At 72.2% G+C, this 24,720-nt stretch carries 21 protein-coding genes and 1 riboswitch; of the genes, 12 read left to right on the forward strand and 9 right to left on the reverse strand.

The genetic code is table 11. The annotated features are described in order from the left end of the window. Positions 1 to 17 precede the first annotated feature (17 nt). The 3 genes from IE185_RS16755 (at position 18) to IE185_RS16765 (ending at position 5,214) form a co-directional block, all read left to right on the forward strand. Positions 18 to 1,610, forward strand: a complete 1,593-nt coding sequence (locus IE185_RS16755; RefSeq protein WP_138909124.1) for a serine/threonine-protein kinase — start codon at positions 18 to 20, stop codon at positions 1,608 to 1,610. Positions 1,611 to 1,756: 146 nt separating this feature from the next. Next, a complete protein-coding gene (locus IE185_RS16760; protein WP_138898264.1) occupies positions 1,757 to 3,373 on the forward strand; it encodes a succinic semialdehyde dehydrogenase in 1,617 nt (538 codons plus the stop codon). A 26-nt stretch (positions 3,374 to 3,399) separates the two neighbouring features. Beyond that, on the forward strand, positions 3,400 to 5,214 hold the full coding sequence (locus IE185_RS16765; RefSeq protein ID WP_138898265.1) for a GMC oxidoreductase: 1,815 nt from the start codon (positions 3,400 to 3,402) through the stop codon (positions 5,212 to 5,214). 92 nt (positions 5,215 to 5,306) lie between these two features. Here IE185_RS16765 and IE185_RS16770 read toward each other — a convergent pair whose 3' ends face one another. Both IE185_RS16770 and IE185_RS16775 read right to left on the reverse strand, forming a co-directional pair. Then, positions 5,307 to 6,509, reverse strand: coding sequence for an LAETG motif-containing sortase-dependent surface protein (locus tag IE185_RS16770; RefSeq protein WP_229843549.1), 1,203 nt, complete (start codon positions 6,507 to 6,509; stop codon positions 5,307 to 5,309). Positions 6,510 to 7,238: 729 nt separating this feature from the next. Continuing rightward, positions 7,239 to 7,544 carry a chorismate mutase gene (locus IE185_RS16775; RefSeq protein WP_189715418.1) on the reverse strand — a complete coding sequence of 102 codons (306 nt, stop codon included), beginning with the start codon at positions 7,542 to 7,544 and terminating at the stop codon, positions 7,239 to 7,241. 311 nt (positions 7,545 to 7,855) lie between these two features. Between IE185_RS16775 and guaA the strand changes: the two genes are divergently transcribed. The 5 genes from guaA to IE185_RS16800 all read left to right on the forward strand — a co-directional run bounded on the left by guaA (position 7,856) and on the right by IE185_RS16800 (position 13,082). Next, on the forward strand, positions 7,856 to 9,439 hold the full coding sequence (guaA, locus tag IE185_RS16780) for a glutamine-hydrolyzing GMP synthase (RefSeq protein WP_138897703.1): 1,584 nt from the start codon (positions 7,856 to 7,858) through the stop codon (positions 9,437 to 9,439). Positions 9,440 to 9,562: 123 nt separating this feature from the next. After that, complete coding sequence (locus tag IE185_RS16785) at positions 9,563 to 10,153, forward strand: Uma2 family endonuclease (protein WP_138897700.1); 591 nt, start codon at positions 9,563 to 9,565, stop codon at positions 10,151 to 10,153. A gap of 65 nt (positions 10,154 to 10,218) precedes the next feature. Continuing rightward, entirely contained in the window at positions 10,219 to 11,022 is an 804-nt protein-coding gene (locus IE185_RS16790) for a class II aldolase/adducin family protein (RefSeq protein ID WP_138897699.1), read from the forward strand. 118 nt (positions 11,023 to 11,140) lie between these two features. Next, complete coding sequence (locus IE185_RS16795) at positions 11,141 to 12,406, forward strand: hypothetical protein (protein WP_138897698.1); 1,266 nt, start codon at positions 11,141 to 11,143, stop codon at positions 12,404 to 12,406. Positions 12,407 to 12,530: 124 nt separating this feature from the next. Beyond that, a complete protein-coding gene (locus IE185_RS16800) occupies positions 12,531 to 13,082 on the forward strand; it encodes a DoxX family protein (protein ID WP_138897697.1) in 552 nt (183 codons plus the stop codon). Here IE185_RS16800 and IE185_RS16805 read toward each other — a convergent pair. Both IE185_RS16805 and IE185_RS16810 read right to left on the reverse strand, forming a co-directional pair. Beyond that, positions 12,989 to 13,303 carry a hypothetical protein gene (locus tag IE185_RS16805; protein ID WP_229843550.1) on the reverse strand — a complete coding sequence of 105 codons (315 nt, stop codon included), beginning with the start codon at positions 13,301 to 13,303 and terminating at the stop codon, positions 12,989 to 12,991. The genes IE185_RS16800 and IE185_RS16805 overlap by 94 nt on opposite strands. Continuing rightward, a complete protein-coding gene (locus IE185_RS16810; RefSeq protein WP_189715420.1) occupies positions 13,290 to 14,639 on the reverse strand; it encodes a PspC domain-containing protein in 1,350 nt (449 codons plus the stop codon). The genes IE185_RS16805 and IE185_RS16810 overlap by 14 nt, the downstream gene beginning before the upstream one ends. A 177-nt stretch (positions 14,640 to 14,816) precedes the next feature. Here IE185_RS16810 and IE185_RS16815 point away from each other — a divergent pair, with 177 nt between their 5' ends. Then, the gene (locus IE185_RS16815) at positions 14,817 to 16,112 is read left to right on the forward strand and encodes an ATP-binding protein (protein WP_138897460.1); all 1,296 of its coding nucleotides are present in this window, start codon (positions 14,817 to 14,819) and stop codon (positions 16,110 to 16,112) included. Further along, a complete protein-coding gene (locus IE185_RS16820; RefSeq protein ID WP_138897461.1) occupies positions 16,109 to 16,795 on the forward strand; it encodes a LuxR C-terminal-related transcriptional regulator in 687 nt (228 codons plus the stop codon). The genes IE185_RS16815 and IE185_RS16820 overlap by 4 nt, the downstream gene beginning before the upstream one ends. A 12-nt stretch (positions 16,796 to 16,807) precedes the next feature. On the opposite strand, the gene ybiA is transcribed toward IE185_RS16820, so the two are convergent. The 4 genes from ybiA to IE185_RS16840 form a co-directional block, all read right to left on the reverse strand. Continuing rightward, positions 16,808 to 17,392 (reverse strand): riboflavin biosynthesis intermediates N-glycosidase, encoded by a 585-nt coding sequence (gene ybiA, locus IE185_RS16825; protein WP_138897462.1) that lies wholly within the window; start codon positions 17,390 to 17,392, stop codon positions 16,808 to 16,810. A gap of 159 nt (positions 17,393 to 17,551) precedes the next feature. Further along, positions 17,552 to 18,148, reverse strand: a complete 597-nt coding sequence (locus IE185_RS16830) for a dihydrofolate reductase family protein (protein ID WP_138897463.1) — start codon at positions 18,146 to 18,148, stop codon at positions 17,552 to 17,554. A 175-nt stretch (positions 18,149 to 18,323) separates the two neighbouring features. After that, a complete protein-coding gene (locus tag IE185_RS16835) occupies positions 18,324 to 18,473 on the reverse strand; it encodes a hypothetical protein (protein WP_167368021.1) in 150 nt (49 codons plus the stop codon). Positions 18,474 to 18,636: 163 nt separating this feature from the next. Next, positions 18,637 to 19,701 (reverse strand): C40 family peptidase, encoded by a 1,065-nt coding sequence (locus IE185_RS16840; protein WP_229843551.1) that lies wholly within the window; start codon positions 19,699 to 19,701, stop codon positions 18,637 to 18,639. Between the two features lie 351 nt (positions 19,702 to 20,052). On the opposite strand from IE185_RS16840, the gene IE185_RS16845 reads away from it, so the two are divergent. Beyond that, positions 20,053 to 20,406, forward strand: a complete 354-nt coding sequence (locus IE185_RS16845) for a hypothetical protein (RefSeq protein ID WP_138897465.1) — start codon at positions 20,053 to 20,055, stop codon at positions 20,404 to 20,406. 64 nt (positions 20,407 to 20,470) lie between these two features. Here the strand turns inward: IE185_RS16845 and IE185_RS16850 are convergent, their stop codons facing one another. Then, entirely contained in the window at positions 20,471 to 21,673 is a 1,203-nt protein-coding gene (locus IE185_RS16850; RefSeq protein WP_138897466.1) for a C40 family peptidase, read from the reverse strand. Positions 21,674 to 21,680: 7 nt separating this feature from the next. Continuing rightward, positions 21,681 to 21,846: riboswitch (cyclic di-AMP (ydaO/yuaA leader) on the reverse strand. Between the two features lie 324 nt (positions 21,847 to 22,170). On the opposite strand from IE185_RS16850, the gene pcrA reads away from it, so the two are divergent. Next, positions 22,171 to 24,630 carry a DNA helicase PcrA gene (gene pcrA / locus IE185_RS16855; RefSeq protein ID WP_189715423.1) on the forward strand — a complete coding sequence of 820 codons (2,460 nt, stop codon included), beginning with the start codon at positions 22,171 to 22,173 and terminating at the stop codon, positions 24,628 to 24,630. Positions 24,631 to 24,720: the final 90 nt, after the last annotated feature.

The raw sequence follows: 24,720 nt of genomic DNA on the forward strand, positions 1-24,720 counted from the left end.
TGGACCACTCACACGCGATGACCGGCGGAACAGGGGGCGACAGCGGCCTGATCGCCGGGCGGTACCGTCTGGGCGACCGGGTGGGGCGCGGCGGCATGGGGACGGTGTGGCAGGCGACCGACGAACTGCTCGGCCGGCAGGTCGCCGTCAAGGTGCTGCACTTCGGCGGCGACGAACCGGGCGTCCCCACCGCCGACGCGCGGTTGCGGCGCGAGCGCGCGCTGCGCGAGGCCAGGACCGTGGCCCAGCTGGTGCACCCGCACGTGATCGTCGTGCACGACATCGTCGAGGACGCCGGCACCGGCCTCTCGTACATCATCATGGAGCTGATCGACGGCGACTCGCTCGCCGACCGGATCGCCGCCGAGGGCCCGGTCGACGTCCGCGAGGCCGCGCGGATCGGCCTCGCGCTGGTCGGCGCGCTGCACATGGCCCACGAGCGCGGCGTACTGCACCGCGACCTCAAGCCCGACAACGTGCTGCTGGAGGCGGGCACCGGCCGGGTCGTCCTCACCGACTTCGGGATCGCCCGGCTCGACGGCGGTACGACGATCACCGACGCCGGGTCCTTCGTCGGCTCGCCCGAGTACACCGCGCCCGAGCGGATGGAGGGCCGCGCCGCCGGCCCGGCCTCCGACCTGTGGTCGCTCGGCGTGCTGCTGTGCACGGCCGTGAGCGGCGAATCGCCCTTCCACCGCGACTCCCTGGGCGGCGTCCTGTGCGCCGTCATGCACGACCCGATCGTGCCGCCGGCCGCCGCGGGCCCGCTGCTGCCCGTCGTACGCCGCCTCCTGGAGCGCGATCCGGAGCGCAGACTCGGCGCGGCCGAGGCCGAACGGCTGCTGCTCGCGTTCCTCGCGACCGGCCTCGCCCCCGAGACCGCGCCGCCCTGTCCGGCCACCCAGTCCCACGTGCCCCTCGTGCCCAGGGCGGTGCGGCTCAGGTTCGGCGGCGTCCGGGGCGCGCTCGTCGCCAGTGTGCTGGTCGCCGTGATGGCGGGGGCCGGCGCGGCGACGGCGACGCTGTTCCTGCGGGACGGCGAGAGCGACGGCGACGGCCGGGCGGGCGGCCGCACGGACGCCGCGCCCACCCGCACGGTCACCTCGACCGTGTCGACGCGGCCCGGCGGCGGAGGGCCCCCGACCGGCACGTCCGACGCGGCCCGCACGCCGCCGCCCGGCTACCGCAGGGTGAGCGACCCGGCGGGCTTCACCCTCGCCGTTCCCGAGGGCTACGACCGCTCGGCCGACGACAGCCGGGTCGCGTACCTGTCGCCGGACAAGAGCATCAGGATCGGCGTACGTCAGCAGAGCCCCGTACCCGGCGGGCCGCTCGGCGCGATGCGGCGGGCGCACCAGAAGGGCCCCGAGACCCACCCCGGCTACCGCGCCGGCAAGGTCACCCCGACCACGCACAACGGGCTGGCCGCCGCGCTGTGGGTGTTCGTCGGCGACGGTTTCGAGCCGGGCGACGAGGACCGGCACACGTACGACCTGTGCTGGGAGGAGGGCGGTCTGATGTACGACGTGTGGGTCTCGGCGCCGGTCCGCCTCCAGGACGACGCCAAGCGGCACTTCGACACCGCCCTCGACTCCTTCGTCCGCGACTGAGGCGGCCACAGCCGGGCTGCGAGCGTCGGCACAAGGCCCTGATCAGGCGTTATTTGCCAGTGAACACTGGCGCGGTGGGGAGGGGCCGGTGAAAAGGTATTACCGACGGGTACCAAAAGGCTCGCGGGAGGCTTACTCTCGCCCTCATGACGGACTCGCAGGCCCTCGCAGCCGCCCTCGGCACGAACCCCCTCGCCGCCGCCCCCGCAGGCGCGCGTACCGCGGCCGACGTGGTCACCCCCGAGGTGGTCGCCCAGCTCACGCGGGACGTGGTCGGCTCCGGCCGCACCGCCAACCACACGCCCCTCACCGGGGAGAAGCTGGCCGACCTGCCCGAGTCCACCCCCGAGGACGTCGCCACAGCGTTCGACCGCGCCCGCGCCGCGCAGCCCGTCTGGGCGGCCGTACCCGTGCGACGGCGCGCCGCGATCCTGCTCCGCTTCCACGACCTCGTCCTGGAGCGGCAGGCCGAGGTGCTCGACCTGATCCAGCTGGAGACCGGCAAGGCCCGGCTGCACGCTCACGAGGAGATCCAGGCCGTCGCGATAGCCGCCCGCCACTACGGGCGCAAGGCAGCGTCGTACCTCAAGCCGAAGCGGCGCACCGGCGCGATCCCGACCCTGACCAAGGTCACCGAACTGCGCCAGCCGCGCGGTGTCGTCGGCCAGATCGCCCCCTGGAACTACCCCTTCGAGCTGTCGATCGGCGACGCGCTCCCCGCCTTCGTCTCGGGCAACGCCGTCGTGATGAAGCCGGACACCGAGACCGCGCTGACCGCCCTGTGGGCCCGCGACCTCCTCGTCGAGGCCGGTCTGCCCGCCGAGGTCTTCCAGGTCGTCCTCGGCGAAGGCCCGGTCGTCGGCCCCGAGATCGTCAAGCACGCCGACTACGTGTCGTTCACCGGCTCCACCCGCACCGGCCGCGAGGTCGCCCAGGGCGCCGCCGCCCGCCTCATCGGCGTGTCCCTCGAACTGGGCGGCAAGAACGCCATGCTGGTCCTGGAGGACGCCGACGTCGAGAAGGCCGCGGCGGGCGCCGTCCGCGCCTGCTTCTCCTCCGCGGGGCAGCTGTGCATCTCCATCGAGCGGCTGTACGTCCACGCGTCGATCGCCGACGACTTCGTGGCCCGGTTCGCCGCCCGTACGAAGGCGATGCGCCTCGGAGCCTCCCTCGCGTACGGCGCCGACATGGGCTCGCTCGCCGGCGAGCGGCAGCTGGAGAACGTCAAGCGCCACGTCGAGGAGGCCGTCGCCAAGGGCGCCACGCTCGTCGCCGGCGGTGTCGCCCGCCCCGACATCGGCCCGCTCTTCTTCGAGCCCACCATCCTGGACGGCGTCGAGGCGCCGATGGCGGTGTGCACCGAGGAGACCTTCGGCCCGGTCGTCTCCCTGTACCGGTTCACCGACGAGGACGAGGTCGTCGCGCAGGCCAACGCCACGCCGTACGGCCTCAATTCGAGCGTGTGGACCAAGGACGCCAAGCGCGGCCACGCGGTCGCCGCCCGGCTGCGCACCGGCACGGTCAACATCAACGAGGGCTACGCACCCGCCTACGGCAGCGTCCAGGCGCCGATGGGCGGCATGAAGGAGTCCGGCCTCGGCCGCCGGCACGGCTCCGAGGGCATCCTCAAGTACACCGAGGCCCAGACCGTCGCCCACCAGCGGCTGATCCCGATGGCGCCGTCCTTCGGCATGGACGACGAGAAGTACGCGGCGTTCATGAGCACCAGCCTGAAGGCACTCAAGGTCCTGCGTTTCCGCTGATCCCAGCTTTTCCGACGAGGAGCGCCATGTCACAGGAGAGCTCTGTCCGCAGCCAGGAGGCTGCGGACGATTCCGCGTACGACTACGACGTCATCGTGGTCGGGTCCGGCTTCGGCGGGTCCGTCTCCGCGCTGCGCCTGACGGAGAAGGGCTACCGGGTCGGCGTGCTCGAAGCGGGCCGCCGCTTCACCCGCGCGACCCTGCCCAAGACCTCCTGGGACATCAAGAACTACCTGTGGGCGCCCGCGCTCGGCCTCTTCGGCATCCAGCGCGTGCACCTGCTCGGCAACGTCATGGTCCTGGCCGGCGCGGGCGTGGGAGGCGGCTCCCTCAACTACGCCAACACGCTGTACGTACCCCCCGCTCCCTTCTTCCAGGACCGGCAGTGGGCGGACATCACCGACTGGCAGGCCGAGCTCGCCCCGTACTACGACCAGGCCAAACGCATGCTCGGGGTGCGCCTGAACCCGACCATGACGCCGTCCGACGTGCACCTGAAGGCGACCGCCGAGGCCATGGGAGTGGGGAGGAGCTTCCACATGGCACCGGTCGGCGTCTTCTACGGCGACGGCAAGGACGCCGACGGAAGCACAACGGCCCGGCCCGGCGGGGAAGTTCCCGACCCCTACTTCGGCGGCGCCGGACCGTCCCGCACCGCCTGCACCGAGTGCGGCGAGTGCATGACCGGCTGCCGGCACGGCGCCAAGAACACCCTCAACGAGAACTACCTCTACCTGGCCGAGAAGGCCGGCGCCGTCGTCCACCCCATGACCTCCGTCGTCGGCCTCGCCGAGCACCCCGACGGCGGCTACCGCGTCGCCACCGTCCCGACCGACGCCCGCCGCAGGACCACGCCGCGCACCCTGCGCGCCCGCCGGGTCGTCGTCGCCGCCGGTACGTACGGCACGCAGACGCTCCTGCACACCATGAAGGACCGCGGCGACCTGCCCCGCGTCTCGGCGAGGCTCGGCGAACTGACCCGTACCAACTCCGAGGCCCTCGTCGGTTCGCAGACCACCGACCGCCGCTACCGCAGGAAGCACGGGGGCCGAAAGGCGGACTTCACCCGGGGCGTCGCCATCACGTCGTCGATCCACCCCAACGACAGCACCCACATCGAGCCGGTCCGTTACGGCAGGGGCTCCAACGCGATGGGCGCCCTGTCGATCCTCCAGGTGCCGTACGCCGACAAGTTCCCGCGCGCCCTGGGCTGGCTCGGCAACGTCGCCCGGCACCCGGTCCTGACCGCGCGGTCGCTGTCCAACTACCGCTGGTCGGAGAAGACCATCATCGGCCTGGTCATGCAGTCGCTGGACAACTCCTTGACGACGTACCGCAAACCGAGCGGCATCGGAAAGGGCCTGCTGACCGCCCGCCAGGGCCACGGCGCCCCGAACCCGAAGCAGATCCGCGAGGCGGGGCGGGCGGCGACGCTCCTCGCCGAGGAGATCAACGGCTTCGCCGGCAGCAACGTCGGTGAGCTCATGGGCACGCCCCTGACCGCGCACTTCCTCGGCGGCTGCCCGATCGGGGCCACGCCGGAGCAGGGCGTCATCGACCCGTACCACCGGCTGTACGGGCACCCGGGCATCTCGGTGGTCGACGGCTCGGCGGTCTCCGCCAACCTGGGGGTGAACCCGTCGCTGACCATCACCGCGCAGGCGGAGCGTGCCATGTCGTACTGGCCCAACAAGGGCGAGCCGGACGTGCGCCCGGCGCAGGGCGCGGCGTACGAGCGCCTCGCGGCGGTCGAGCCGAAGGCGCCCGCGGTCCCGAAGGAGGCGTTCGGCGCGCTGAGGCTGCCGTTCCTCGGGATGCCGACGGTCCCGCCCAAGAGCTGAGCGGGCAGGCAAAAGGGGCTGCACCCCCCTCCGAGTGCAGCCCCTCGTGCCGGCTCTACCGGTGTGTCACCGGGTCACCAGGTTCGGCGATTTCACGCCTCCGAACCGGCCTTGCGGCGGCGTACGACGAACATCGCACCGACGCCGAGCGCCACGGCCGCGCCACCCGCGAGGGCGAACATCGGCATCGCGGACGAGGATCCGGTCTCGGCGAGGCTGCCGGTCACCGGGATCTCCTTGGCGCCGCCCTGCGGCTCCGGGGTGGGCACCGGGGTGCCGGCCGGCGGGTCGACCGGCTTGGGCTTGCCCGGGTTCTCGTTGTCGCTGCCCGCGGCGAGGACGTCGAACTCCCAGTACGCCATCGACGTACGGATGCACTCCTCGTCGGCGTCGATGTAGCCGCCGAAACCGATGGCGAAGCTCGCGCCGGCGGGGGCCTTCGCGCTGATGTTCAGACGCAGCTCGATGTCGACGACGTCCTTGGCACCGAGCTCGGTCTGGCCGAGGAACTCCGGACCGCCCACTTCCTCCCAGGACTGCGTGCCCTCGTCGAAGTAGTCGAACTGCAGGTGGCTGCTCAGCCAGTCGTTCTCGTCGTCGCTCATCGACTCGTTGTCGACGAACGCGATCCACTGGACCTCACCGAGCGCGGCGTCGGTGGGGTTGGCGGCGGTCATCGTGAAGTTGTGCCAGCCGCTGCCGGCGACGATCTTGCCGGGCAGGCCGTCGATGCTCAGCTGGAGGTCGGACTTGGGGTCGACGTAGTCGCCGTTCTCGTCGATCTCCGGCTCGCACGGCTGGTACTCGTCCGTCGGGTCCGCCGGGTCTTCCTCGCCGGGGTCGGTGCCGGGCTCCTCCGGCTCGCCGTCCGGGTCGGTCTCGCCGTCGGGGTCGGTCGCCGGGTCCGTGGCCGGGTCGGTCTCGCCGTCGGGGTCCGTGGCCGGGTCGGTCGCGGGGTCGGTGGCGGGGTCGGTCGCCGGGTCCGTCGCGGGGTCGGTGGCCGGGTCGGTCGCCGGGTCCGTCTCGTCCGCCGGGTCGGTCTCGCCGTCGGGGTCCGTCGCCGGGTCCGTCTCCGGGTTCTCGTCGGCCGGGTCCGTGTCGTCGGCCGGGTCGGTCGTGTCCGCCGGGTCCGTCTGCGGGTCCGTCTCCGGGGCCGGGTCGGTCGCGAGGCCCGGGTCGGTCTGCGTGGTGGAGGTGGGGTCACCGTCGGCGTGCGCGGCCGGCGCGGCCAGGAAGGCGGCGGGAGCTATGACGGCCGTCGCGGCCGCGACGGCCATGGCACGGCGAAGCTTCATGTAGACCTCAGAAAGTCTGGCGTGCCGCATGGATAGCAGCACGAGATGTGAGGGCCGCCGGGCTTGGGGGTGCACAGGTGGCCTTTGTTTCGCATGGATGACCTGTGACTGGCGTAAAGGGTTGCCCGGAAACTCACACGTTTCTCATGTGGTCTGCATCACAGCAGGTCGCGGGCGCCGGCGAGCGGGCCCGCGCACGAGCGAAGGGCCCCGCGGACGGGGGAGATCCGCGGGGCCCCAGGCCGTCAGCACCGGCGTCAGGGCAGCGCCGGTGCCGCGGGGGGCGGCGCCGGGGGGTGCGCCGCTGGCTTGTGCGAGGGAGCGCGCGAGGCGGGCGCGCTCCGGGGGTGCCGACCGTGCGGCGGCCGTCCGGGGGACGGGGGCTGCCTTCGCATCGTGGGGGACGGCTCGCGACCCGCGCAACAGTTTCGACGACATCCCGGGGGTGAGGAGGGGACACGGCCGGCCGGTTCCGGGCGTCCCCGGAACCGACCGCCTTGGGTGACCGGGCTGCTGTCCCCTGCCGACCGGTCACGCGCGCCGGGGCGAGGTCCCACGACGCACTTGCAGTACGCCGCACGCCCCGGCGGAGCCACGCGTGGTTCTCTACCTGCGCGCCGCCCCTGGCTGGTGCGGACACCGGGACCAACGAACGGCCACCGGGCCCGGTCACGCGCCGTACGGGTGAGGATGCGCCCGAACTCGGGTACGGCCGGCCCCGCACACCGCTCAGACACGGCCCCGGCACAGCTCCAGCATCGTCATCGCGAGCGCCGTGCCGGGCTTCCCCAGGGCGTCCCTGTAGTGGGCCAGGACCTCCATCTCGCGCGACAGGTTCACGCGGCGCCCGCCCGAACCGATGCGGGCTTCCTGGATGACGGCCGAGACCGCCATCCGTTCCTGGATCAGCCCGATGATCCTGTCGTCGAGCGAGTCGATGCGCTCCCGGGCGTGGCCGATCAGGCCCGCGGCCTCTTCGGTGCGGGCGCCGGTCTGCTCGGTGCGGGGGAGGGTGGTGGCGGTGGGGGTGCTCATGTCCGTAACTCCTGGCGTGAAGGGGTACGGCTCCCCGGGGCGGCGAGGCCCGGAAACGACAGAGCGCCCCGGGCCTTGTCGGCCCGGGGCGCCTGTGAAGTCGCTTGTCAGTAGCTCAAGCAGCTCGACCACGGCACCGGTCGGACCGGGTGCCATAGGTAAAGAGGAAGCTCAGCTGCTCGTGCATGGGGCCAGTATGCCCGCCGCCGTCCGGCGGTCGCCGCAGGGGTTCGTATGGTGAGACGAAGCGAATGTCGCGTCCCCGTTAGAATTGACAGTCCCGACACCCTTCACCGCCGGAAGGCCGCCCCGTGCCAGCAGTGCCCCCCGCCGCCCCCGACGCCGTCCTCGTTGTCGACTTCGGCGCGCAGTACGCCCAGCTCATCGCCCGCCGTGTCCGTGAGGCCCGGGTCTACAGCGAGATCGTCCCCAGCACCATGCCGGTGGCGGAGATGCTGGCCAAGAACCCCAAGGCGATCATCCTCTCCGGCGGCCCGTCCTCCGTGTACGCCGAGGGTGCCCCGACCCTCGACCGTGAGATCTTCGAGGCCGGTGTGCCGGTCTTCGGCATGTGCTACGGCTTCCAGCTGATGGCCACCACGCTCGGCGGCGCCGTCGACGACAACGGTGCGCGCGAGTACGGACGTACTCCTCTCTCCGTCTCCAAGGCCGGCTCCACGCTCTTCGAGGGCACCCCCACCGATCAGTCGGTCTGGATGTCGCACGGCGACGCCTGCTCCGCCGCGCCCGAGGGCTTCACCGTCACCGCGTCCACGGACGTCGTGCCGGTCGCCGCCTTCGAGAACGACGAGAAGAAGCTGTACGGCGTGCAGTACCACCCCGAGGTGATGCACTCCACGCACGGCCAGCAGGTCCTGGAGCACTTCCTCTACCGGGGCGCGGGCATCGAGCCCGACTGGACCACGCACAACGTCGTCGAGGAGCAGATCGCCTCGATCCGCGCGCAGGTGGGCACCAAGCGCGCGATCTGCGGCCTGTCCGGCGGCGTGGACTCCGCCGTGGCGGCGGCGCTCGTGCAGAAGGCCATCGGCGACCAGCTGACCTGCGTGTACGTCGACCACGGTCTGATGCGCAAGGGCGAGACCGAGCAGGTCGAGAAGGACTTCGTCGCGGCCACCGGCGTCCAGCTGAAGGTCGTCGACGCGCAGGAACGCTTCCTGAACGCGCTGGCCGGGGTCTCCGACCCCGAGGAGAAGCGGAAGATCATCGGTCGCGAGTTCATCCGCGTCTTCGAGCAGGCCCAGGCGGAGATCGTCGCCGAGGCCGGCGCGGAGGGCGAGGACGTCGCGTTCCTCGTGCAGGGCACGCTCTACCCGGACGTGGTCGAGTCCGGCGGCGGCACCGGCACCGCCAACATCAAGTCCCACCACAACGTGGGCGGCCTGCCCGACGACATCGAGTTCGAGCTCGTCGAGCCGCTGCGCCAGCTGTTCAAGGACGAGGTCCGGATGGTCGGCCAGGAGCTCGGCCTCCCCGAGGAGATCGTCCAGCGCCAGCCGTTCCCCGGCCCCGGCCTCGGCATCCGCATCGTCGGCGAGGTCACCAAGGAGCGCCTCGACCTGCTGCGCGACGCCGACGCGATCGCCCGCGAGGAGCTGACGGCGGCCGGTCTCGACCGCGACATCTGGCAGTGCCCCGTCGTGCTGCTCGCGGACGTAAGGTCCGTGGGCGTCCAGGGTGACGGCCGGACGTACGGCCACCCGATCGTGCTGCGCCCCGTCTCGTCCGAGGACGCGATGACGGCGGACTGGACGCGGATGCCGTACGACGTACTGGCGAAGATCTCGACCCGCATCACCAACGAAGTCGCGGACGTCAACCGCGTGGTGCTCGACGTGACGAGCAAGCCGCCGGGCACGATCGAGTGGGAGTGACCCCCGCTCAGTAGTTTCCATGGTCAACGCCGATGCCGTCGCTCATTCGTTTGGGCGGCGGCATCGTCGTACCCGCTCGGTACGCTGGCCGCAGGCCCGAGAATCCCGTCCATGGGAGGAACCATGACCGCTGAGCCGCTGCCCACCGAGATCTCGTGGCCGGTGCCGCCGCAGGACGGCTACACCGTGGACGACCTGCTGACGCTGCCCGACCTCCCGCCGCACACCGAGCTGATCGACGGGAGCCTGGTTTTCGTGAGCCCGCAGAGGAGTTTCCACTCTCTGGCGATGTTCCTGCTGGAGACAGGCCTGCGCGCGACAGTCCCGAAGGATCTTCGGGTGCGGCGGGAGATGACGGTCGTCGTCGACAAGAGGCAGGGCCCCGAGCCCGATGTGTCGGTGATCCGCGCCGCGGCGGTGACCGACTCGGAGGAGACCCACTACCGGGCCAAGGACGTGCTCCTCGCCGTGGAGGTGGTGTCCCCCGACTCCGAGAAGCGCGACCGTGAGCGCAAGCCGCAGATCTACGCCCAGGGAGGCATCGCCCACTTCTGGCGGGTGGAACGCGGCGACGACGGCCGTCCGGCCGTGTACGTCTACGAACTCGACCCCGCCACCAAGGCGTACGGCCTTGTCGGCATCCACCACGATCGCCTGAAGCTGTCGGTTCCCTTCACCGTCGACATCGACCTGGCCGCGATCGACGAGCTGTAGACGCCTGCGCGATAAGCGGCAGACCCCCCTGTTCCTCGGCCGTACCGCACGGTAGCTTCCGCCCCATGACGTCCGAGACACCCGCGCCCGGCCCGGCGCCCGTACCCGTCGAGCAGCTGCACTTCGCGATGCCGCCCACTCACGCGACCGCCGCCGAGGAGCGCCGGCACCGCAAGGAACGGCTGGCGGCGGCGCTCAGGCTCTTCGGGCGGTACGGGTACGAGGAAGGCGTCTCGGGGCACATCACGGCCCGCGACCCGCAGTACGCCGACTGCTACTGGGTGAACCCCTTCGGGCTCGCCTTCGCCGACATGACCGTGAGCGACCTGATCCTCGTCAACGGTGACGGTCAGGTCGTCGAGGGCCGCCGCCACGTCAACCAGGCGGCGTTCCTCGTCCACGCGCAGGTGCACCGGGCCAGGCCGGACGTCGTGGCCGTCGCCCACACGCACTCCCTCCACGGCCGCGCGCTGTCCGCGCTGGGCGAGCTGCTCGATCCGATCACCCAGGAGGCCTGCGCCTTCTACGAGGACCACGCCCTGTACGACGCGTACACCGGCGTCTCCGTCGACGAGCAGGAGGGCCGGTGGATCGCGGGCGCGCTCGGACCGCACAAGGCCGTCATCCTGCGCAATCACGGGCTGCTGACCGTCGGCGACTCGGTGGACGCGGCGGCCTGGTGGTTCATCGCGATGGAGCGCTGCTGCCAGGTCCAGCTCGCCGCGAAGGCGGCGGGACGGCCCGTACTGATCGACCACGAGGACGCCGTCGCCACGCGTGACCAGCTCGGGAGCGACCTCGTCGCGTGGATCAACCACCAGCCGTTGTGGAGCCGGATCAGCCGCACCGAACCGGAGCTGTTCGAGTAGCCCGCCCTCAGCCCCCTTCGGGTGACGCGGGGACCTCCCTTCGTACGGCAGAATTCCCCTACACCGGAGGGCAGTTCCCTTCCGTGACTTCGATGAGTTCGAGAGGGCGGCAACTTCCGTGGCTGTGCAAGAGGCACGACAGAGCACGCACAGTGGCGGTTGTACGTGCGGCGACTGCCCGCACGGCGCCCGCGAGGGCCACCGCCGCGCGGTGGCGGCCTTCCTCGCCAAGCGCGACGGGCTGGCCGCCGGCCAGGGGCTGCCCGCTGCCGTCGCGCACTCCGCCGGGGCCTCGCGCCAGTGGGTGTCGGACGAGCTGACCCAGTCGGCCCGCGCGGTCGCCGAGCGCAGCCGTGCGGCGGGCGAGGCGTGGCTCGCCATGGTGTGGCGCGCCACGCTGTGCGTGGTGTGGGGCGCGGTGATCGTGCTGGTGCTCGCCGAGGCGTTCACCGCCATCGGCGCCGGCTGGACCACGGCCCGTACGGCGGGCCTCCTCGCCGCACTCGTCACCGCCGCCCTGCTGACCGGCGCGGCGCGTGCGCACCGGGCGCGCGGCGGTCTCCTCGCGCCTCTCATCGGCGAGGACAACCGGCTGTCGACCTCGCGCGCCGTCGCGGCGGGCTGGGTGCTGCTCGTCGTCTTCGCGGTGCTGGTCATCGCCATCCAGCTCGCCGCCGCCTCCGACCACGCCGACCGCGACGCGCTCATCGCCGGCCTCGAACTCGCCCGCGGCCTCGGCATGCTGACCGTCCTCGCGCTGACCTGCGCCGTCGCCGTGGTCGTCCGTCATGTGGTGACCGTGCGCGTCCTCTCCCAGCGTCTGCAGAAGGTCCGCGCCGACCGTCCCCGCGCCGCCGACCTGCTCACCGACGACGCGGGCCGGGGCAGCTTCGCCGACGTCCAGTACGTCCTGGTGAGCGCGGTGGCGGTGGTCTTCGCGGCGGTCCGGCTGGCCCGGCGGCCCGAGCAGCTGCCCGACCTGCCGTGGGGGCTGGCGCTGCTGGTCGTGGTCTCGGCGGCGACGTACTTCGCGGCCAAGTTCGCCGAGGGCGGCCGCCCGGTGGTGCTCTCGGTCGTACGGGCCAGGGAGGCGGGCGACCTGGACGCGCCGATCCGTACCGGTGACGACATCGAGATCCGCGGCGCGGGGTTCGTGCCGCCGGGTGCCGGGACGCCCGACCGGCTGGCCCGGATGGTCGTACGGATCGGGACGGTGCACGTCCACGTGCCGCTGATCCCGGTGCCCGGCGGCTTCGCCAACCCGACGGACACGGTGCTGACCGTGCCGGTGCCGGTGGAGGTCGAGCCGGGCCGCGTCGACGTACGGGTGGTGACGGCGGCGGGTGTCGAGACCGACCGGGTGACGATCGACGTCACCGACTGAAACCCAGTCGTGACCTGCTGTTTGAGCCGGACCACCGCTGCATACGTATCCCTCTTCGAGGGGCGCGGGCATCATCGTGCCCGCGCCGTACGGCGCTGACGCTTCGGAGAGGCGGGACCAGACCATGAGTCACGGGCATCGGGCCGGCGGCAACGGCATCGTGGCGGGCAGGGGAGCGGGCGCGGGCCCGGGCGACGGTCCGCACGGCGGTGGCCTGCGGGCCACGGCCCGCCACTACGCGCTCCTGCCCCTGCGGATCTTCCTCGGCGTCACCTTCGTCTACGCCGCCCTCGACAAGCTGACGGACAGCCAGTTCCTGGCGGCGAGCGGCACCGGGTCGATCGGCGAGATGATGCGCGGCGTGCGCGACACGTCGGCCGTCCCCGCCCTCGTCGATCTCGCGCTCAAGAACCCCGAGGGCTTCGGCCACGCGATCGCCTTCGGTGAACTCGCCGTCGGCATCGGCACGCTGATCGGGCTGCTCGCCCGCCTCGCCGCACTCGGCGGGGCGCTGATCTCGCTGAGCCTGTGGCTGACGGTGAGCTGGGCGTCCGATCCGTACTACTACGGGAACGACCTCGCCTACTTGATGGCCTGGTTGCCACTGGTGCTGGCCGGAGCCGCGTACTTCTCCGTCGACGCAGCCCTCGCGGCGCGCCGCCGGCGCAGACTGTAGGCGACCCAGCTCGCCGCTCCCGCCAGCAGCAGCCCGAGGAAGATCACCGGGAGCGCCAGGTAGGCCGGGACACGCCAGGCGCCCGCGGCGTCCGCGGTGTACGCCGCCGCCGTGGCCAGCACCGCGAGGCCGCTGATCAGCTTGCCGGGCCGGAACTCGTGCCGGAAGCGCGAGGGGCGCGTCCCGGGGACCCGGCTGTCCGGGCAGTCACTTCGCGGCACGGGCCACCTCCACCTGTCCGACGCCGACTTCGAGGTCCAGCCGCAGCGTTCCGGCGGGCTTGTCGCTCCGCGCCGCCCCGGACGGCTTCGGGGGCTTCAGCGTCTCGTCGCGGAAGTGTTCCGTCCGGAGGTCGAAGTCCTGCCGCCGCTCGCCGGGCAGCCGGACGTCGCCGAGCCCCACGTTCATGCGCAGCTCCACCGTCGCGTCCTTCGGTACGACGACCTTGAGGCGGCCGGCCCCGACCTCGGCCCGGGTCGCCACCGACCCGTCCGCCGGGATGCGTACGTCGCTGAGGTCGAGGGTGCCCACCCCGGAGCCCAGCGCGTACCGGGGCCGCACGTCGGAGGCCGAGGCGGGCTGCCAGTTCGTACGCATCCAGTCGGTGGAGATCTGCTTGGGCAGCGCGGAGGCTCCGGTGAGCAGCAGCGCCGTGATCACGGTGAGCAGGATCGTGCCGACGCCCGTGCGGCCGCGGAACGCGCTGACCGCGATGCCGAGCCCGAAGACGGCGAGCGCGCAGGACAGGCCGATCTGCAGGCTCGTGCCGAGCGGCCGCGCGTCCCACGACAGGCCGGTGCCCAGCCCGCCCGCGAGCACCGCCAGCAGGAACACCCGTCCGCCGATGCCGCGCGGCCCGCGCGACGCCGGATCGGGCCGCCGCGGCGGGCGGGGGGCCGGGGCCGCGCTCCGGGCCCGTTCCGGCGCCTCTTCCACCACCGCGTTCTGGGGCCCCCACAGGTAGCCGGTGCCGACCGGGCCCGTCGTGCCGTCCTTGACGATGGGGTCGCGCCACCAGGAGGGCGCGCCCGGCACGGGCGGCGCCTGCGTCTCGGGCGGCGCGACCGAGGCGACCTGCGCGGCCACCGGGTCGACCGGGCCGGTCCCGGGGTCGGCGAGGCGGCGGCGCTGTGACCAGTAGGCGGCGCCGGTGAGGGCGATCGAGAGCATCACGGCGAAGCCGAGGACGGTGCCGTTCCTCAGCATGGAGAGGAAGAGACCGCAGCCGATAAGGGCGAACAGCACGGCGCTGAGGGTGGCGCCGTCGACGCGGCCGGTCAGCAGCCGGCGGGCCTCGTTCTCGTCCTCGTCGTCCAGCGGGACGAAGAGCCAGGCGAAGCCGTAGAAGATCAGGCCGAGACCGCCGGTGACGGCCAGTACGCCGAGACCGACCCGGAAGATCACCGGGTCGAGGTCGTAGTGCCGGCCGAGCCCGCCGCAGACGCCGCCGACCAGCTTCTGCCGCTTGCTGCGGCGCAGCGGCGGCTGGGATGCGGGCTGCTCCGACGGGTCGTCCGGGGGCCCCGGGGGAGCGGCGGCGTCGTACGGCTGTGTCATACGTCCATGGTGAGGTGCGGTACGGCGGCGGGGCACCCGAACCGACCCTGGACGATCCCTGATTTCGACCCCGAGTCGGGCGGCGCGTCCGGCGGCAGGCCCGGGACCGGCCCGTCAGGGGCATGTAGGGGACCGACCCTGATGCCCGGCCCCACCCGTACGTGTGACGATCGGAGCATGCCAGTCGCCACGCCCCGCCGAGCCGCGAACCCCCGCGCCCCCGAACCGGAGGAGCCGCCGCAGCCGCGCAAGCTCTACCGCAGCGCCGAAGGCCGGATGCTCGGCGGCGTCGCGCGGGGGCTCGCCGGTCACCTCGGGGTGCCGGTCGTCTGGGTGCGGATCGTCTTCCTCGCGCTCTTCCTCTCGGACGGCCTGGGCGCGCTGCTGTACGCCGTCTTCTGGTTCGTCGTGCCGCTCGGCGTGGGCGGCGTGGACGCGCCGCGCTCGGCGTTCGAGACCACACCCGACGGACGCCGCAAGCTCCGCAAGCCCGACAAGGGCCAGGTCTTCGCGCTCTGCGCGCTGCTCGTCGGCGCCGTCACCTTCGTCATGAACGTCGAGGTCGGCGGGCAGGCCGGGCGGTACGTCTGGCCTGCCCTGCTGATCGGTCTCGGCGTCGTCCTCGTATGGAGGCAGGCCGACAACGCGCGCCGCGCCCACTGGACGGAGACCGGCAGCCGCCGCCGGATGCTGCAGCTCGCACGCGGCATGGCGGGCGTGGCGCTGGTCGGCGTCGGGCTCACCGCGTTCCTGGTGGTCCGGGGCTCCGCGGCCCAGCTCGGCAACGTCCTCACCGCGGCCCTCGCGGTCGTCACCGGCATCGCGCTGCTCGCCGGCCCGTGGCTGGTCCGGATGACCCAGGACCTGTCCGAGGAGCGGCTGATGCGCATCCGCGCCCAGGAGCGCGCCGAGGTCGCCGCCCACGTGCACGACTCGGTGCTGCACACGCTGACGCTGATCCAGCGCAACGCGGAGGACGCCTCAGAGGTACGACGCCTCGCCCGCGCCCAGGAGCGGGAACTGCGCAACTGGCTCTACCGGCCGGAGGGCACCGGCAAGGACGAGGCGGAGGAGCCCGACACCCTCGCCGAGGCGGTCAAGCGGGCGGCGGCGGAGGTCGAGGACAAGCACGGCGTACCACTGGAGGTCGTGGTCGTCGGCGACTGCCCGCTCGACGACAAACTCGTCGCACAGATGCAGGCCGCGCGCGAGGCGATGGTGAACGCCGCCAAGTACGGTGGCGAGGGCGGGGCGGTGCAGGTGTACGCGGAGGTCGAGGGCCGTAGGGTCTTCGTTTCCGTACGGGACCGGGGGCCGGGGTTCGATCTGGACGCGGTGCCCGGAGACCGCATGGGCGTACGAGAATCAATCATCGGCCGTATGCAGCGCAACGGCGGTACGGCGAGGCTGCGTTCCGCGCCCGACGGGGGCACGGAGGTCGAGCTTGAGATGGAGAGGGCGGCGGACGCATGACCGAGACCGAGGGAACCGGGGACCGGCGGGTACGGGTGGTGCTGGTGGACGACCACCGGATGTTCCGTACCGGAGTTCAGGCCGAGATCGGCCAGACCGACTCGACCGGGGTCGAGGTGGTCGGTGAGGCCGCCGACGTCGACCAGGCGGTCACCGTCATCACGGCGACGCGCCCCGAGGTCGTCCTGCTCGACGTGCACCTGCCGGGCGGCGGCGGCGTCGAGGTCCTGCGCCGGTGCGCGCCGATGATGGGGGCGGTGGAGAACCCGGTGCGGTTCCTGGCGCTGTCCGTGTCGGACGCGGCGGAGGACGTGATCGGCGTGATCCGCGGCGGCGCCCGGGGATACGTCACGAAGACGATCACGGGCACCGACCTGGTCGACTCGATCTTCCGGGTGCAGGACGGCGACGCGGTGTTCTCGCCCCGGCTCGCCGGCTTCGTCCTGGACGCGTTCGCGTCGACGGACGCGCCGCCGGTCGACGAGGACCTGGACCGGCTCACGCAGCGCGAGCGCGAGGTGCTGCGGCTGATCGCGCGGGGTTACGCGTACAAGGAGATCGCCAAGCAGCTCTTCATCTCGGTGAAGACGGTCGAGTCGCACGTCTCGGCGGTGCTCCGCAAGCTCCAGCTGTCGAACCGGCACGAGCTGACGCGATGGGCCACGGCACGCCGGCTGGTGTGACCCCCCGGCGGTTCACGCTGCCTCGGCCAGTGCCTCCCGGGCGTCCATCAGGGCGAATCCGAGCAGGTTGAGCCCGCGCCACGTGGTGGGGGAGGCGGCGCGGGCGTCGTCGGCCGCGAGGCCGATGCCCCAGATCCGGTCGAGCGGACTGGCTTCGACGAGGACGCGGTCGCCGGTGGCGAGGAGGTACCGCAGGAGGGCGTCGTGCTGTCCGAACTTGGCGATGCTGCCCCGTACGACGATTGCGTAGCGGTGCTCGCGCCAGGTCCGTTCGTCGAAACCGGTGATCCGGCGGCCCAGCGACTTGGCCTCGGCGGGATGCTCGACGGCGAGGATCTTCGCGGCGGACTCCGGGTCGTCGAAGAGCCAGGCCTTGTGGGCCATCATGTAGTGCTCGGCGGAGCGGTAGGTGTGACCGTCCTCGGTGAACTCCACGGGCCACCACTGGCTGAGACAGCCGGGACCCGCCGCGGCGCCGGGAGTGGGCCGGTGACCCCAGAAGTAGAGATAGCGCAGGCGCGCGTCGGCGGTGTGCTCCGCGGTGACGGCTTCCTGGACGGACTTGGGCAAAGGGGTACGGCGACGGTCGTTCGGCATGGGCGCACCGTCGCACACGGCGGCCGGCCGCCTCAAGGCAATTGTCCGCGCACGGTGCCGGCTTGCCGCCGCCCGTTCCCTCTGCCACCCGGGTCGGTCCCGTCCCCCGTCTCCGTCCCGTTGCCGCTCGCCGCCCCCGTCCGTTGTTTCGCCGTGGGCCTACCGCCCGGTGACCGGCCGATAGGTGCACACGTGCACGCCCGCGTCGCTGGTGACCGTAGAGACCAGTTCCAGCGTGCGCAGCCCACCGTCCTCGGGGAAGATCGTCTTACCGCCGCCGACGAGCACCGGCATGATCATGAGCCGGAGCTCGTCGACCAGGCCCTCGCTCAGCAGGGTGCGCACCAGCGTGGGGCTGCCCATGACCACCAGGTCGCCGCCGTCGCTCTCACGGACCTTCCGGATGCCGGCGACGGCCTCCGCGCCGGGGATGCGCGTGGTGTTCTCCCACGTCAGCTCGTCGTCGCTCAGGGTCCGGGACACGACGTACTTCGGCAGGGCGTTCATCCGGTCGGCGAACGGGTCGCCGGCCCGCCCGGGCCACGCCCCCGCCATCGTCTGCCAGGTCCGGCGTCCGAACAGCAGCGCCTCCGCCTTGGACACCACGTCGTCGAACGCGCCGCCCACCACCTCCGGGTCGAAGAACGGGTGCGACCAGCCGCCGTTGGCGAAGCCGCCGTCGGTGTCCTCCTCGGGACCGCCCGGGGCCTGCACGACGCCGTCCAGGCTGATGAACTCACTGATCACGATGCGCATGGGGTCTCTCCTCCGGCTCATTTCGGGTGTACGGCAGGGCAGACCGCCGCCCCGCTCCCGAATCATCGGTCAGGAAGCGCTTCTGGGGAGTGACGTGGGCCACACCCGGGGACGCGGACGGGGCGGGACACCTCTCCGGTGTCCCGCCCCGCTCCGTGCCGTACGCCCGGCGGCTTCAGTGCCTTCGGCCCCGCAGGCGCCCCAGCAGTTGCTTCGCCTGGCTGCGCTTCCTCGGGTCGGACGCCGCCCGGCGCGCCTGTGCGATCGTCCGGCGCCCCTGCGGGCTGCTCGCGTACTGCTTGATCCGGTTGATGATGCCCGGCATGGTCGGCCCTCCGTTCACGGTCGTGACAGGTGACACGCCACACGGCGTGCGGCATGTGGCACGGGGTGTGCGGTACGGCGTACCGCACGCTCTCCTACGCCGTGTACCCCGCCCGGGCGGTTCCAGACCCGGGGACCCGTGTCTGTAAGCCGGACGGACGCGGTCACGCCGGTCTCGTCGCCCCCGCGAACGGCATCTGGTCGAGCGGGGCCAGCCGGACCGGCGCGCCCGGTCGTGGCGCGTGGATCATCTGGCCGTCGCCGACGTAGAGACCCACGTGACTGATGCCGGAGTAGAAGAAGACGAGGTCTCCGGGGGCCAGTTCCGCGCGCGAGACCCGCCGCCCCGCGTTGATCTGCGTGTACGTCGTACGGGGCAGCGAGACGCCCGCCGCCTTCCAGGCCGCCTGGGTCAGGCCCGAGCAGTCGAAGGCGTTCGGCCCCGTGGCGCCCCAGACGTACGGCTTGCCGATCGCCCCGTACGCGAACGAGACCGCCTGCCCGGCGCGGGAGCCGGGCGCCGCCTCGGCCGCCGGGACGGCGCGCGGCGCGGCGCGGTCCGCGCGGGCGGCGGCGGGCGAGACGCCGTGGCCGTCCTCCTCGGCGTACCGCGCGCGCTGCTCCGCCGTGAGGCGGGACAGCAGGCTCTCGGCCGCGCCGATCTTGTCCTGGATCCTCGTCTTGTGCTCGCGCAGGTCCCGCTGGTGGGACTTGAGTTCGGCCAGGCGGTCGTCCGCCTCCTCGCGCAGTCGGGTGATCCGCCCGAGCTGCTGCCGTATCCCGTTCACGGTCGCGGCGTGCCGGTCGCCCGCCCGGTCGGCGATCGAGGCGCGGCGCAGGAACTGGTCCGGGTCGGACGTCAGCGCGACCTGTACGGCCGGGTCGACGGCGCCGGTGCGGTACTGCGAGGTGGCGAGCGAACCGAGCGCGTTGCGCGCGGTGTTGAGGCGTTCGGTCCCGCGGGCGGCCTCGTCGCGCAGCGCGTCCAGCGACTCGACGGCGGCGCCCGCCTTCTCCTTCGCGCCGTTGTACTTCTCCGTGGCGACCTCGGCGTCGTGGTAGAGCTGGTCCACCTTCGCCTTCACCTGAGCGGGGGTGAGGGCGGGCTCCGCGTGCCCGATGCCGTCGAACGCGGTGGCGCTCGCCGCCCCGGCCAGCACGAAGGTGAAGGCGGTGCGGGCGGTGCTGCCGTTGAGCGTGCGCTGCTTGGGCTTTCGGTGCGTGGCCACGAGGGCGTCCACGTCCTTCCGTCCGGTACGTCGCTGTACGTCGAGCCGCTCGCATCCGGCGGCGCCCCGCACAGGGGAACGGACCGCCGCCGGACTCTCGGCGGGGCGGCCGACTGCCGTTCCGGGGAGAAACGGCGGTGGGGAGTCGGTCACCTGGGGAAGGACGCTAAACGTGGCGGTCACGGGGCTGCGGCGCATTGACCGACAGTGGTCGAAACAGGGCGTCGTATGAACACGGTTGAGAGCCCCGCTCCCGCCGGAAGCGAGCATTCCGCGCTTCCGCGACCGATACGGCGATGGCCCGGCAACCCGGCCGCCGGGCCTGCTATGGCCGGGTCTAGGCTCCGCTGCATGGACGTACTCATCAATGTCTTCGTCGGCCTGCACATCATCGGCATCGCCGCGCTCCTCGGCGGCTTCCTGACCCAGATGAAGGCGATGAGCGCCGGCACCGCCCGGTTCACCCCCGCGATGCTGCACGGCGCGCTGACCATGCTCGTGACGGGCGTGGCGCTGGTGGGTCTCAACCAGGCCGACGACCAGACGGTGAACAACCTCAAGATCGGCGTCAAGCTCGCGATCCTGGTGGTGATCCTCGGCCTGGTCTACGTGAAGCGGGACGAGGAGAAGGCCGACAAGGCGCTCTTCGGCGCCGTCGGCGGGCTGACCGTCGCGAACATCTTCATCGCGGTCCTCTGGACCTGAGTCCGATGCCGCACGGACGCGTTGCCCGCGGCCCCGCGCCCGGGGGGCGCGGGGCCGCTCGGGGCTACGCGGGGCGGACGCTGCCGTGGATCGGCATGTAGAAGATCGACTCCTCGCGGACGTACGCGCCGGGCTTGGGCGCGTGGATCATCTTGCCGCCGCCGATGTAGACGCCGACGTGGCTGATGTCGTCGTAGAAGAAGACCAGGTCGCCCGGCTTGAGGTTCTCGGTCGCCACCCGGTTGCCGACGTTCACCTGGTCCCAGGTGGTACGGGGCAGAGTGACGCCGGCGGCCTTCCAGGCGCCCTGGGTCAGACCGGAGCAGTCGTACGAACTGGGGCCCGCCGCGCCCCACACGTACGGCTTGCCGATCTGGGCGCGGGCGAAGGCCAGCACCTTCTCGGCCTTGGCGGCGTACGCGTCGGAGGAGGAGCCGGTGCCGGTGCCGGGGCTCGTACCGGCGCCGGGGGCAGCGCCCGTACCGGCGCCCGTGCCGCTCTCGTCCCTCTGCGCCTCTTCCCGCCGCTCGCGCTCGCGCTCCGCGTCCGCCTTCTCCGCGGCCTCCGCCTCCGCCCTGGCCTTCGCCTCGGCCTTGCGCCGCGCCTCGGCCTCGCGCTCCTTCTCCAGCTTCGCGAGCCGCGCCTTCTCCTGCGCGGTCAGCCGCGACAGCAGGTCGCGCGCCTCCGCGAGCTTGCGCTGCACGTCCTGCTTCGAGGACTTCAGGGAGGCCTGCGACTCGGTCAGGCTCTCCAGGCTCCGCGTCGCCTCGGCGCGCTCCTCGGACGCCGTCTCCTGCTGCTTCTGGAAGTCGGTGACGTCCGCCCGCTGGCGTTCCGTCATCCGGTCCATCAGCCGGTTCTGGTCGAAGTACGCCTGCGGGCTGTCCGCGAGGAGCAGCGCGGCGGTCGGCGTGACCGATCCCGACCGGTACTGCGCGGCCGCGTACGTGCCCAGCTTGCGCCGCGCGTCGTTCAGTCTCTCGGTGCTCCGGGCGACCGAGTCCAGCATGCCGTCCACCGACTTCCGCTGCTTGTCGGTGGCCTCCTTGGCGAGGTTGTACTTCTGCGTGGCCGTGCCGGCCTGCCGGTAGAGGTCGTCGACCTTCTTCTGCACCTCTTCGACGGACGGTTTGGGAGCCGACGGGTCGGCCGGCGCCGCTCCCGCGGACTGGGCGAGCAGACCGACTGAGGCGAGAGCCGCCGTGGTGACACCCAGGGCGGGTGCGGTGGTGCGTACCCGGGTACGCGGCTTGCGATGCGACGCCAAGGCCGGCATCTCCTTCCGTGGACCGCCTACCGGGTTAGCTGTCGGGTTCGGGCGGGAGAAACGGAAGGTGCCCTACGGTCCGTGGGACTGCGGACCGATTCACCCCAGGTGGTGCGCGTGGGTCCCCGGTTCCGAACTGCCCTGCGGCAGGCCGGATTCGGCGTGGACCGCCCGCTCCGGCGCTGTTCGCCGGCTGGGGTACGAGCAGCCCGAGTCGGCACGCTAGCCAACAGGCACGACCACTGGGAAGCCCGATGTTCGATATGCCCGATACATCTCCGTGACCTGGCCGTGCCGATTCCGTTGCGCGCCGCTCCGGCCGGTGGCGCCCGGCCCAGGGGTGCGGCCCCGGGAGCGGACACCGGGCGTGCGCAAGGTCACACGGCGCGGTGGCGGGCGCGCGGACGTGCGGAGCACCGGGTCCGGCCGGTCCGTTCCGACCGGCCCGGGAGAATCCGGGGCGGGCTGTCGGTGGTGCCGCCTAAGCTTGGTAGACGATGAGCAGCCTCTTTGACGACAGCTTCCTGGCCGACCTCCAGCACGCGGAGTACGCAAAGGACACAGCCCCGCCGCCCCCCGAGGACCACGCCCCGGAGCCGGTCCCGCACGACCTGTTCGGGGGCGCCTTCGACGCACCCCCGGCGCCCAGGGACGCGCACTACAGGGACGGCGCGCCGCGCCCCGTCGTGGACGCCGCCGCGCTGCTCGAAGGGCTGAACGAGGAGCAGCGCGCCGCTGTCGTGCACGCCGGGTCCCCGCTGCTCATCGTGGCCGGCGCCGGCTCGGGCAAGACCCGCGTCCTGACCCACCGCATCGCCTACCTGCTGGCCAAGCGGGGTGTGCACCCCGGCCAGATCCTCGCGATCACCTTCACGAACAAGGCCGCCGGCGAGATGAAGGAGCGCGTGGAGCAGCTGGTGGGCCCCCGCGCGGGCCACATGTGGGTCTCCACCTTCCACAGTGCGTGCGTGCGGATCCTGCGCCGCGAGTCGAAGAAGCTCGGCTTCACGTCCTCGTTCTCGATCTACGACGCCGCCGACTCGAAGCGCCTGATGGCGCTCGTCTGCCGCGATCTGGACCTCGACCCGAAGCGCTTCCCGCCGAAGGCCTTCAGCGCCAAGGTCTCGAACCTGAAGAACGAGCTGATAGACGAGGAGACCTTCGCGGGCCAGGCCGCCGACGGCTTCGAGAAGACGCTGGCGCAGGCGTACGCGATGTACCAGGCGCGGCTGCGCGAGGCCAACGCCCTCGACTTCGACGACATCATCATGACCACGGTCCACCTGCTCCAGGCGTTCCCGGACGTCGCCGAGCACTACCGGATGCGCTTCCGGCACGTCATGGTCGACGAGTACCAGGACACCAACCACGCTCAGTACACACTCGTACGCGAGCTGGTGGGCCCCTCGGGCGAGGGCCGGGCGCCCGGCGAGCTGTGCGTCGTGGGTGACGCCGACCAGTCGATCTACGCCTTCCGCGGCGCGACGATCCGCAACATCCTCCAGTTCGAGGAGGACTACCCGGACGCGAAGACGATCCTGCTGGAGCAGAACTACCGCTCGACGCAGACCATCCTCACCGCCGCCAACGCCGTCATCGAGCGCAACGAGAACCGCCGCCCGAAGAACCTGTGGACCGACGCCGGCGCCGGCTCCCTGATCACCGGGTACGTCGCGGACACCGAGCACGACGAGGCCCAGTTCGTCGCCGAGGAGATCGACCGGCTGACGGACGCGGGCGACGCCAAGGCCGGCGACGTCGCCGTCTTCTACCGTACGAACGCCCAGTCCCGCGTCTTCGAAGAGATCTTCATCCGCGTCGGGCTGCCCTACAAGGTCGTCGGCGGCGTCCGCTTCTACGAGCGCAAGGAGGTCCGGGACGTCCTCGCCTACCTGCGCGTCCTGTCCAATCCCGAGGACACCGTCCCGCTGCGCCGCATCCTGAACGTACCCAAGCGGGGCATCGGCGACCGGGCCGAGGCGATGATCGACGCGCTGTCGCTGCGCGAGAAGATCAGCTTCCCGCAGGCGCTGCGGCGCGTGGACGAGGCGTACGGCATGGCGGCCCGCTCGGCGAACGCCGTGAAGCGCTTCAACACGCTGATGGAGGAGCTCCGTACGATCGTCGAGTCCGGCGCCGGGCCCGCCACGGTCCTCGAAGCCGTCTTCGAACGGACCGGGTACCTCGCCGAGTTGCAGGCTTCGACCGACCCGCAGGACGAGACGCGCATCGAGAACCTCCAGGAGCTCGCCGCCGTGGCCCTGGAGTTCGAGCAGGAGCGCGAGGGCGACGAGCCCGGGACGCTGGCCGAGTTCCTGGAGAAGGTCGCGCTCGTCGCGGACTCCGACCAGATCCCCGACGAGGACGAGGAAGGGTCGGGCGTCATCACGCTGATGACGCTGCACACCGCGAAGGGGCTGGAGTTCCCCGTGGTGTTCCTGACGGGCATGGAGGACGGCGTCTTCCCACACATGCGCGCGCTCGGCCAGACGAAGGAGCTGGAGGAGGAGCGGCGGCTCGCGTATGTCGGCATCACGCGCGCCCGCGAGCGGCTCTACCTGACGCGGGCGTCGATGCGCAGTGCGTGGGGGCAGCCGTCGTACAACCCGCCGTCGCGGTTCCTGGAGGAGATCCCGGACACCTACCTGACGTGGAAGCGCAAGGGCGCGCAGGTGCCGGCCGGGCCGGTGTCGGGCGTCGCCTCGTCGCTGTCGGCCTCGCTGGCCTCGCGCTCGCGGGGCGGGGGCGGCGGCGCTTCGGGGTTTGCCACCCGGCGGGCGTCGGACAAGCCGGTGGTCGCGCTGTCCGTCGGGGACCGGGTCACGCACGACCAGTTCGGGCTCGGCACCGTGATGACGGTGACGGGGACGGGGTCGGACGCGCAGGCGACGATCGACTTCGGCGACGAGCGCCCGAAGAAGCTGCTCCTGCGGTACGCGCCGGTCGAGAAGCTGTAGAAGATCCGGCAGGGCGCGAGCCCTTCACCGCCGCGCCCCGGGGCCGTCGCTCCGGGGCGCGGCGGCTTCCGCGTCGCATTCCGGGGCCGG

Origin of the sequence: Streptomyces chryseus (assembly GCF_014650755.1) — a bacterium.
In the GTDB taxonomy this organism is placed as follows: Bacteria; Actinomycetota; Actinomycetes; order Streptomycetales; family Streptomycetaceae; genus Streptomyces; species Streptomyces chryseus.

What these genes read in the sequence shown, in the direction of transcription:
- IE185_RS16760 (WP_138898264.1), top strand. Translation starts at nt 1,757, where the DNA reads ATGACGGACTCGCAGGCCCTCGCAGCCGCCCTCGGCACGAACCCCCTC.
- IE185_RS16770 (WP_229843549.1), bottom strand. Translation starts at nt 6,509, where the DNA reads ATGAAGCTTCGCCGTGCCATGGCCGTCGCGGCCGCGACGGCCGTCATA.
- IE185_RS16790 (WP_138897699.1), top strand. Translation starts at nt 10,219, where the DNA reads ATGACGTCCGAGACACCCGCGCCCGGCCCGGCGCCCGTACCCGTCGAG.
- IE185_RS16830 (WP_138897463.1), bottom strand. Translation starts at nt 18,148, where the DNA reads ATGCGCATCGTGATCAGTGAGTTCATCAGCCTGGACGGCGTCGTGCAG.
- ybiA (WP_138897462.1), bottom strand. Translation starts at nt 17,392, where the DNA reads ATGCCGAACGACCGTCGCCGTACCCCTTTGCCCAAGTCCGTCCAGGAA.
- IE185_RS16820 (WP_138897461.1), top strand. Translation starts at nt 16,109, where the DNA reads ATGACCGAGACCGAGGGAACCGGGGACCGGCGGGTACGGGTGGTGCTG.
- IE185_RS16810 (WP_189715420.1), bottom strand. Translation starts at nt 14,639, where the DNA reads ATGACACAGCCGTACGACGCCGCCGCTCCCCCGGGGCCCCCGGACGAC.
- pcrA (WP_189715423.1), top strand. Translation starts at nt 22,171, where the DNA reads ATGAGCAGCCTCTTTGACGACAGCTTCCTGGCCGACCTCCAGCACGCG.
- IE185_RS16775 (WP_189715418.1), bottom strand. Translation starts at nt 7,544, where the DNA reads ATGAGCACCCCCACCGCCACCACCCTCCCCCGCACCGAGCAGACCGGC.
- IE185_RS16800 (WP_138897697.1), top strand. Translation starts at nt 12,531, where the DNA reads ATGAGTCACGGGCATCGGGCCGGCGGCAACGGCATCGTGGCGGGCAGG.
- IE185_RS16835 (WP_167368021.1), bottom strand. Translation starts at nt 18,473, where the DNA reads ATGCCGGGCATCATCAACCGGATCAAGCAGTACGCGAGCAGCCCGCAG.
- IE185_RS16785 (WP_138897700.1), top strand. Translation starts at nt 9,563, where the DNA reads ATGACCGCTGAGCCGCTGCCCACCGAGATCTCGTGGCCGGTGCCGCCG.
- IE185_RS16815 (WP_138897460.1), top strand. Translation starts at nt 14,817, where the DNA reads ATGCCAGTCGCCACGCCCCGCCGAGCCGCGAACCCCCGCGCCCCCGAA.
- IE185_RS16845 (WP_138897465.1), top strand. Translation starts at nt 20,053, where the DNA reads ATGGACGTACTCATCAATGTCTTCGTCGGCCTGCACATCATCGGCATC.
- IE185_RS16765 (WP_138898265.1), top strand. Translation starts at nt 3,400, where the DNA reads ATGTCACAGGAGAGCTCTGTCCGCAGCCAGGAGGCTGCGGACGATTCC.
- IE185_RS16755 (WP_138909124.1), top strand. Translation starts at nt 18, where the DNA reads ATGACCGGCGGAACAGGGGGCGACAGCGGCCTGATCGCCGGGCGGTAC.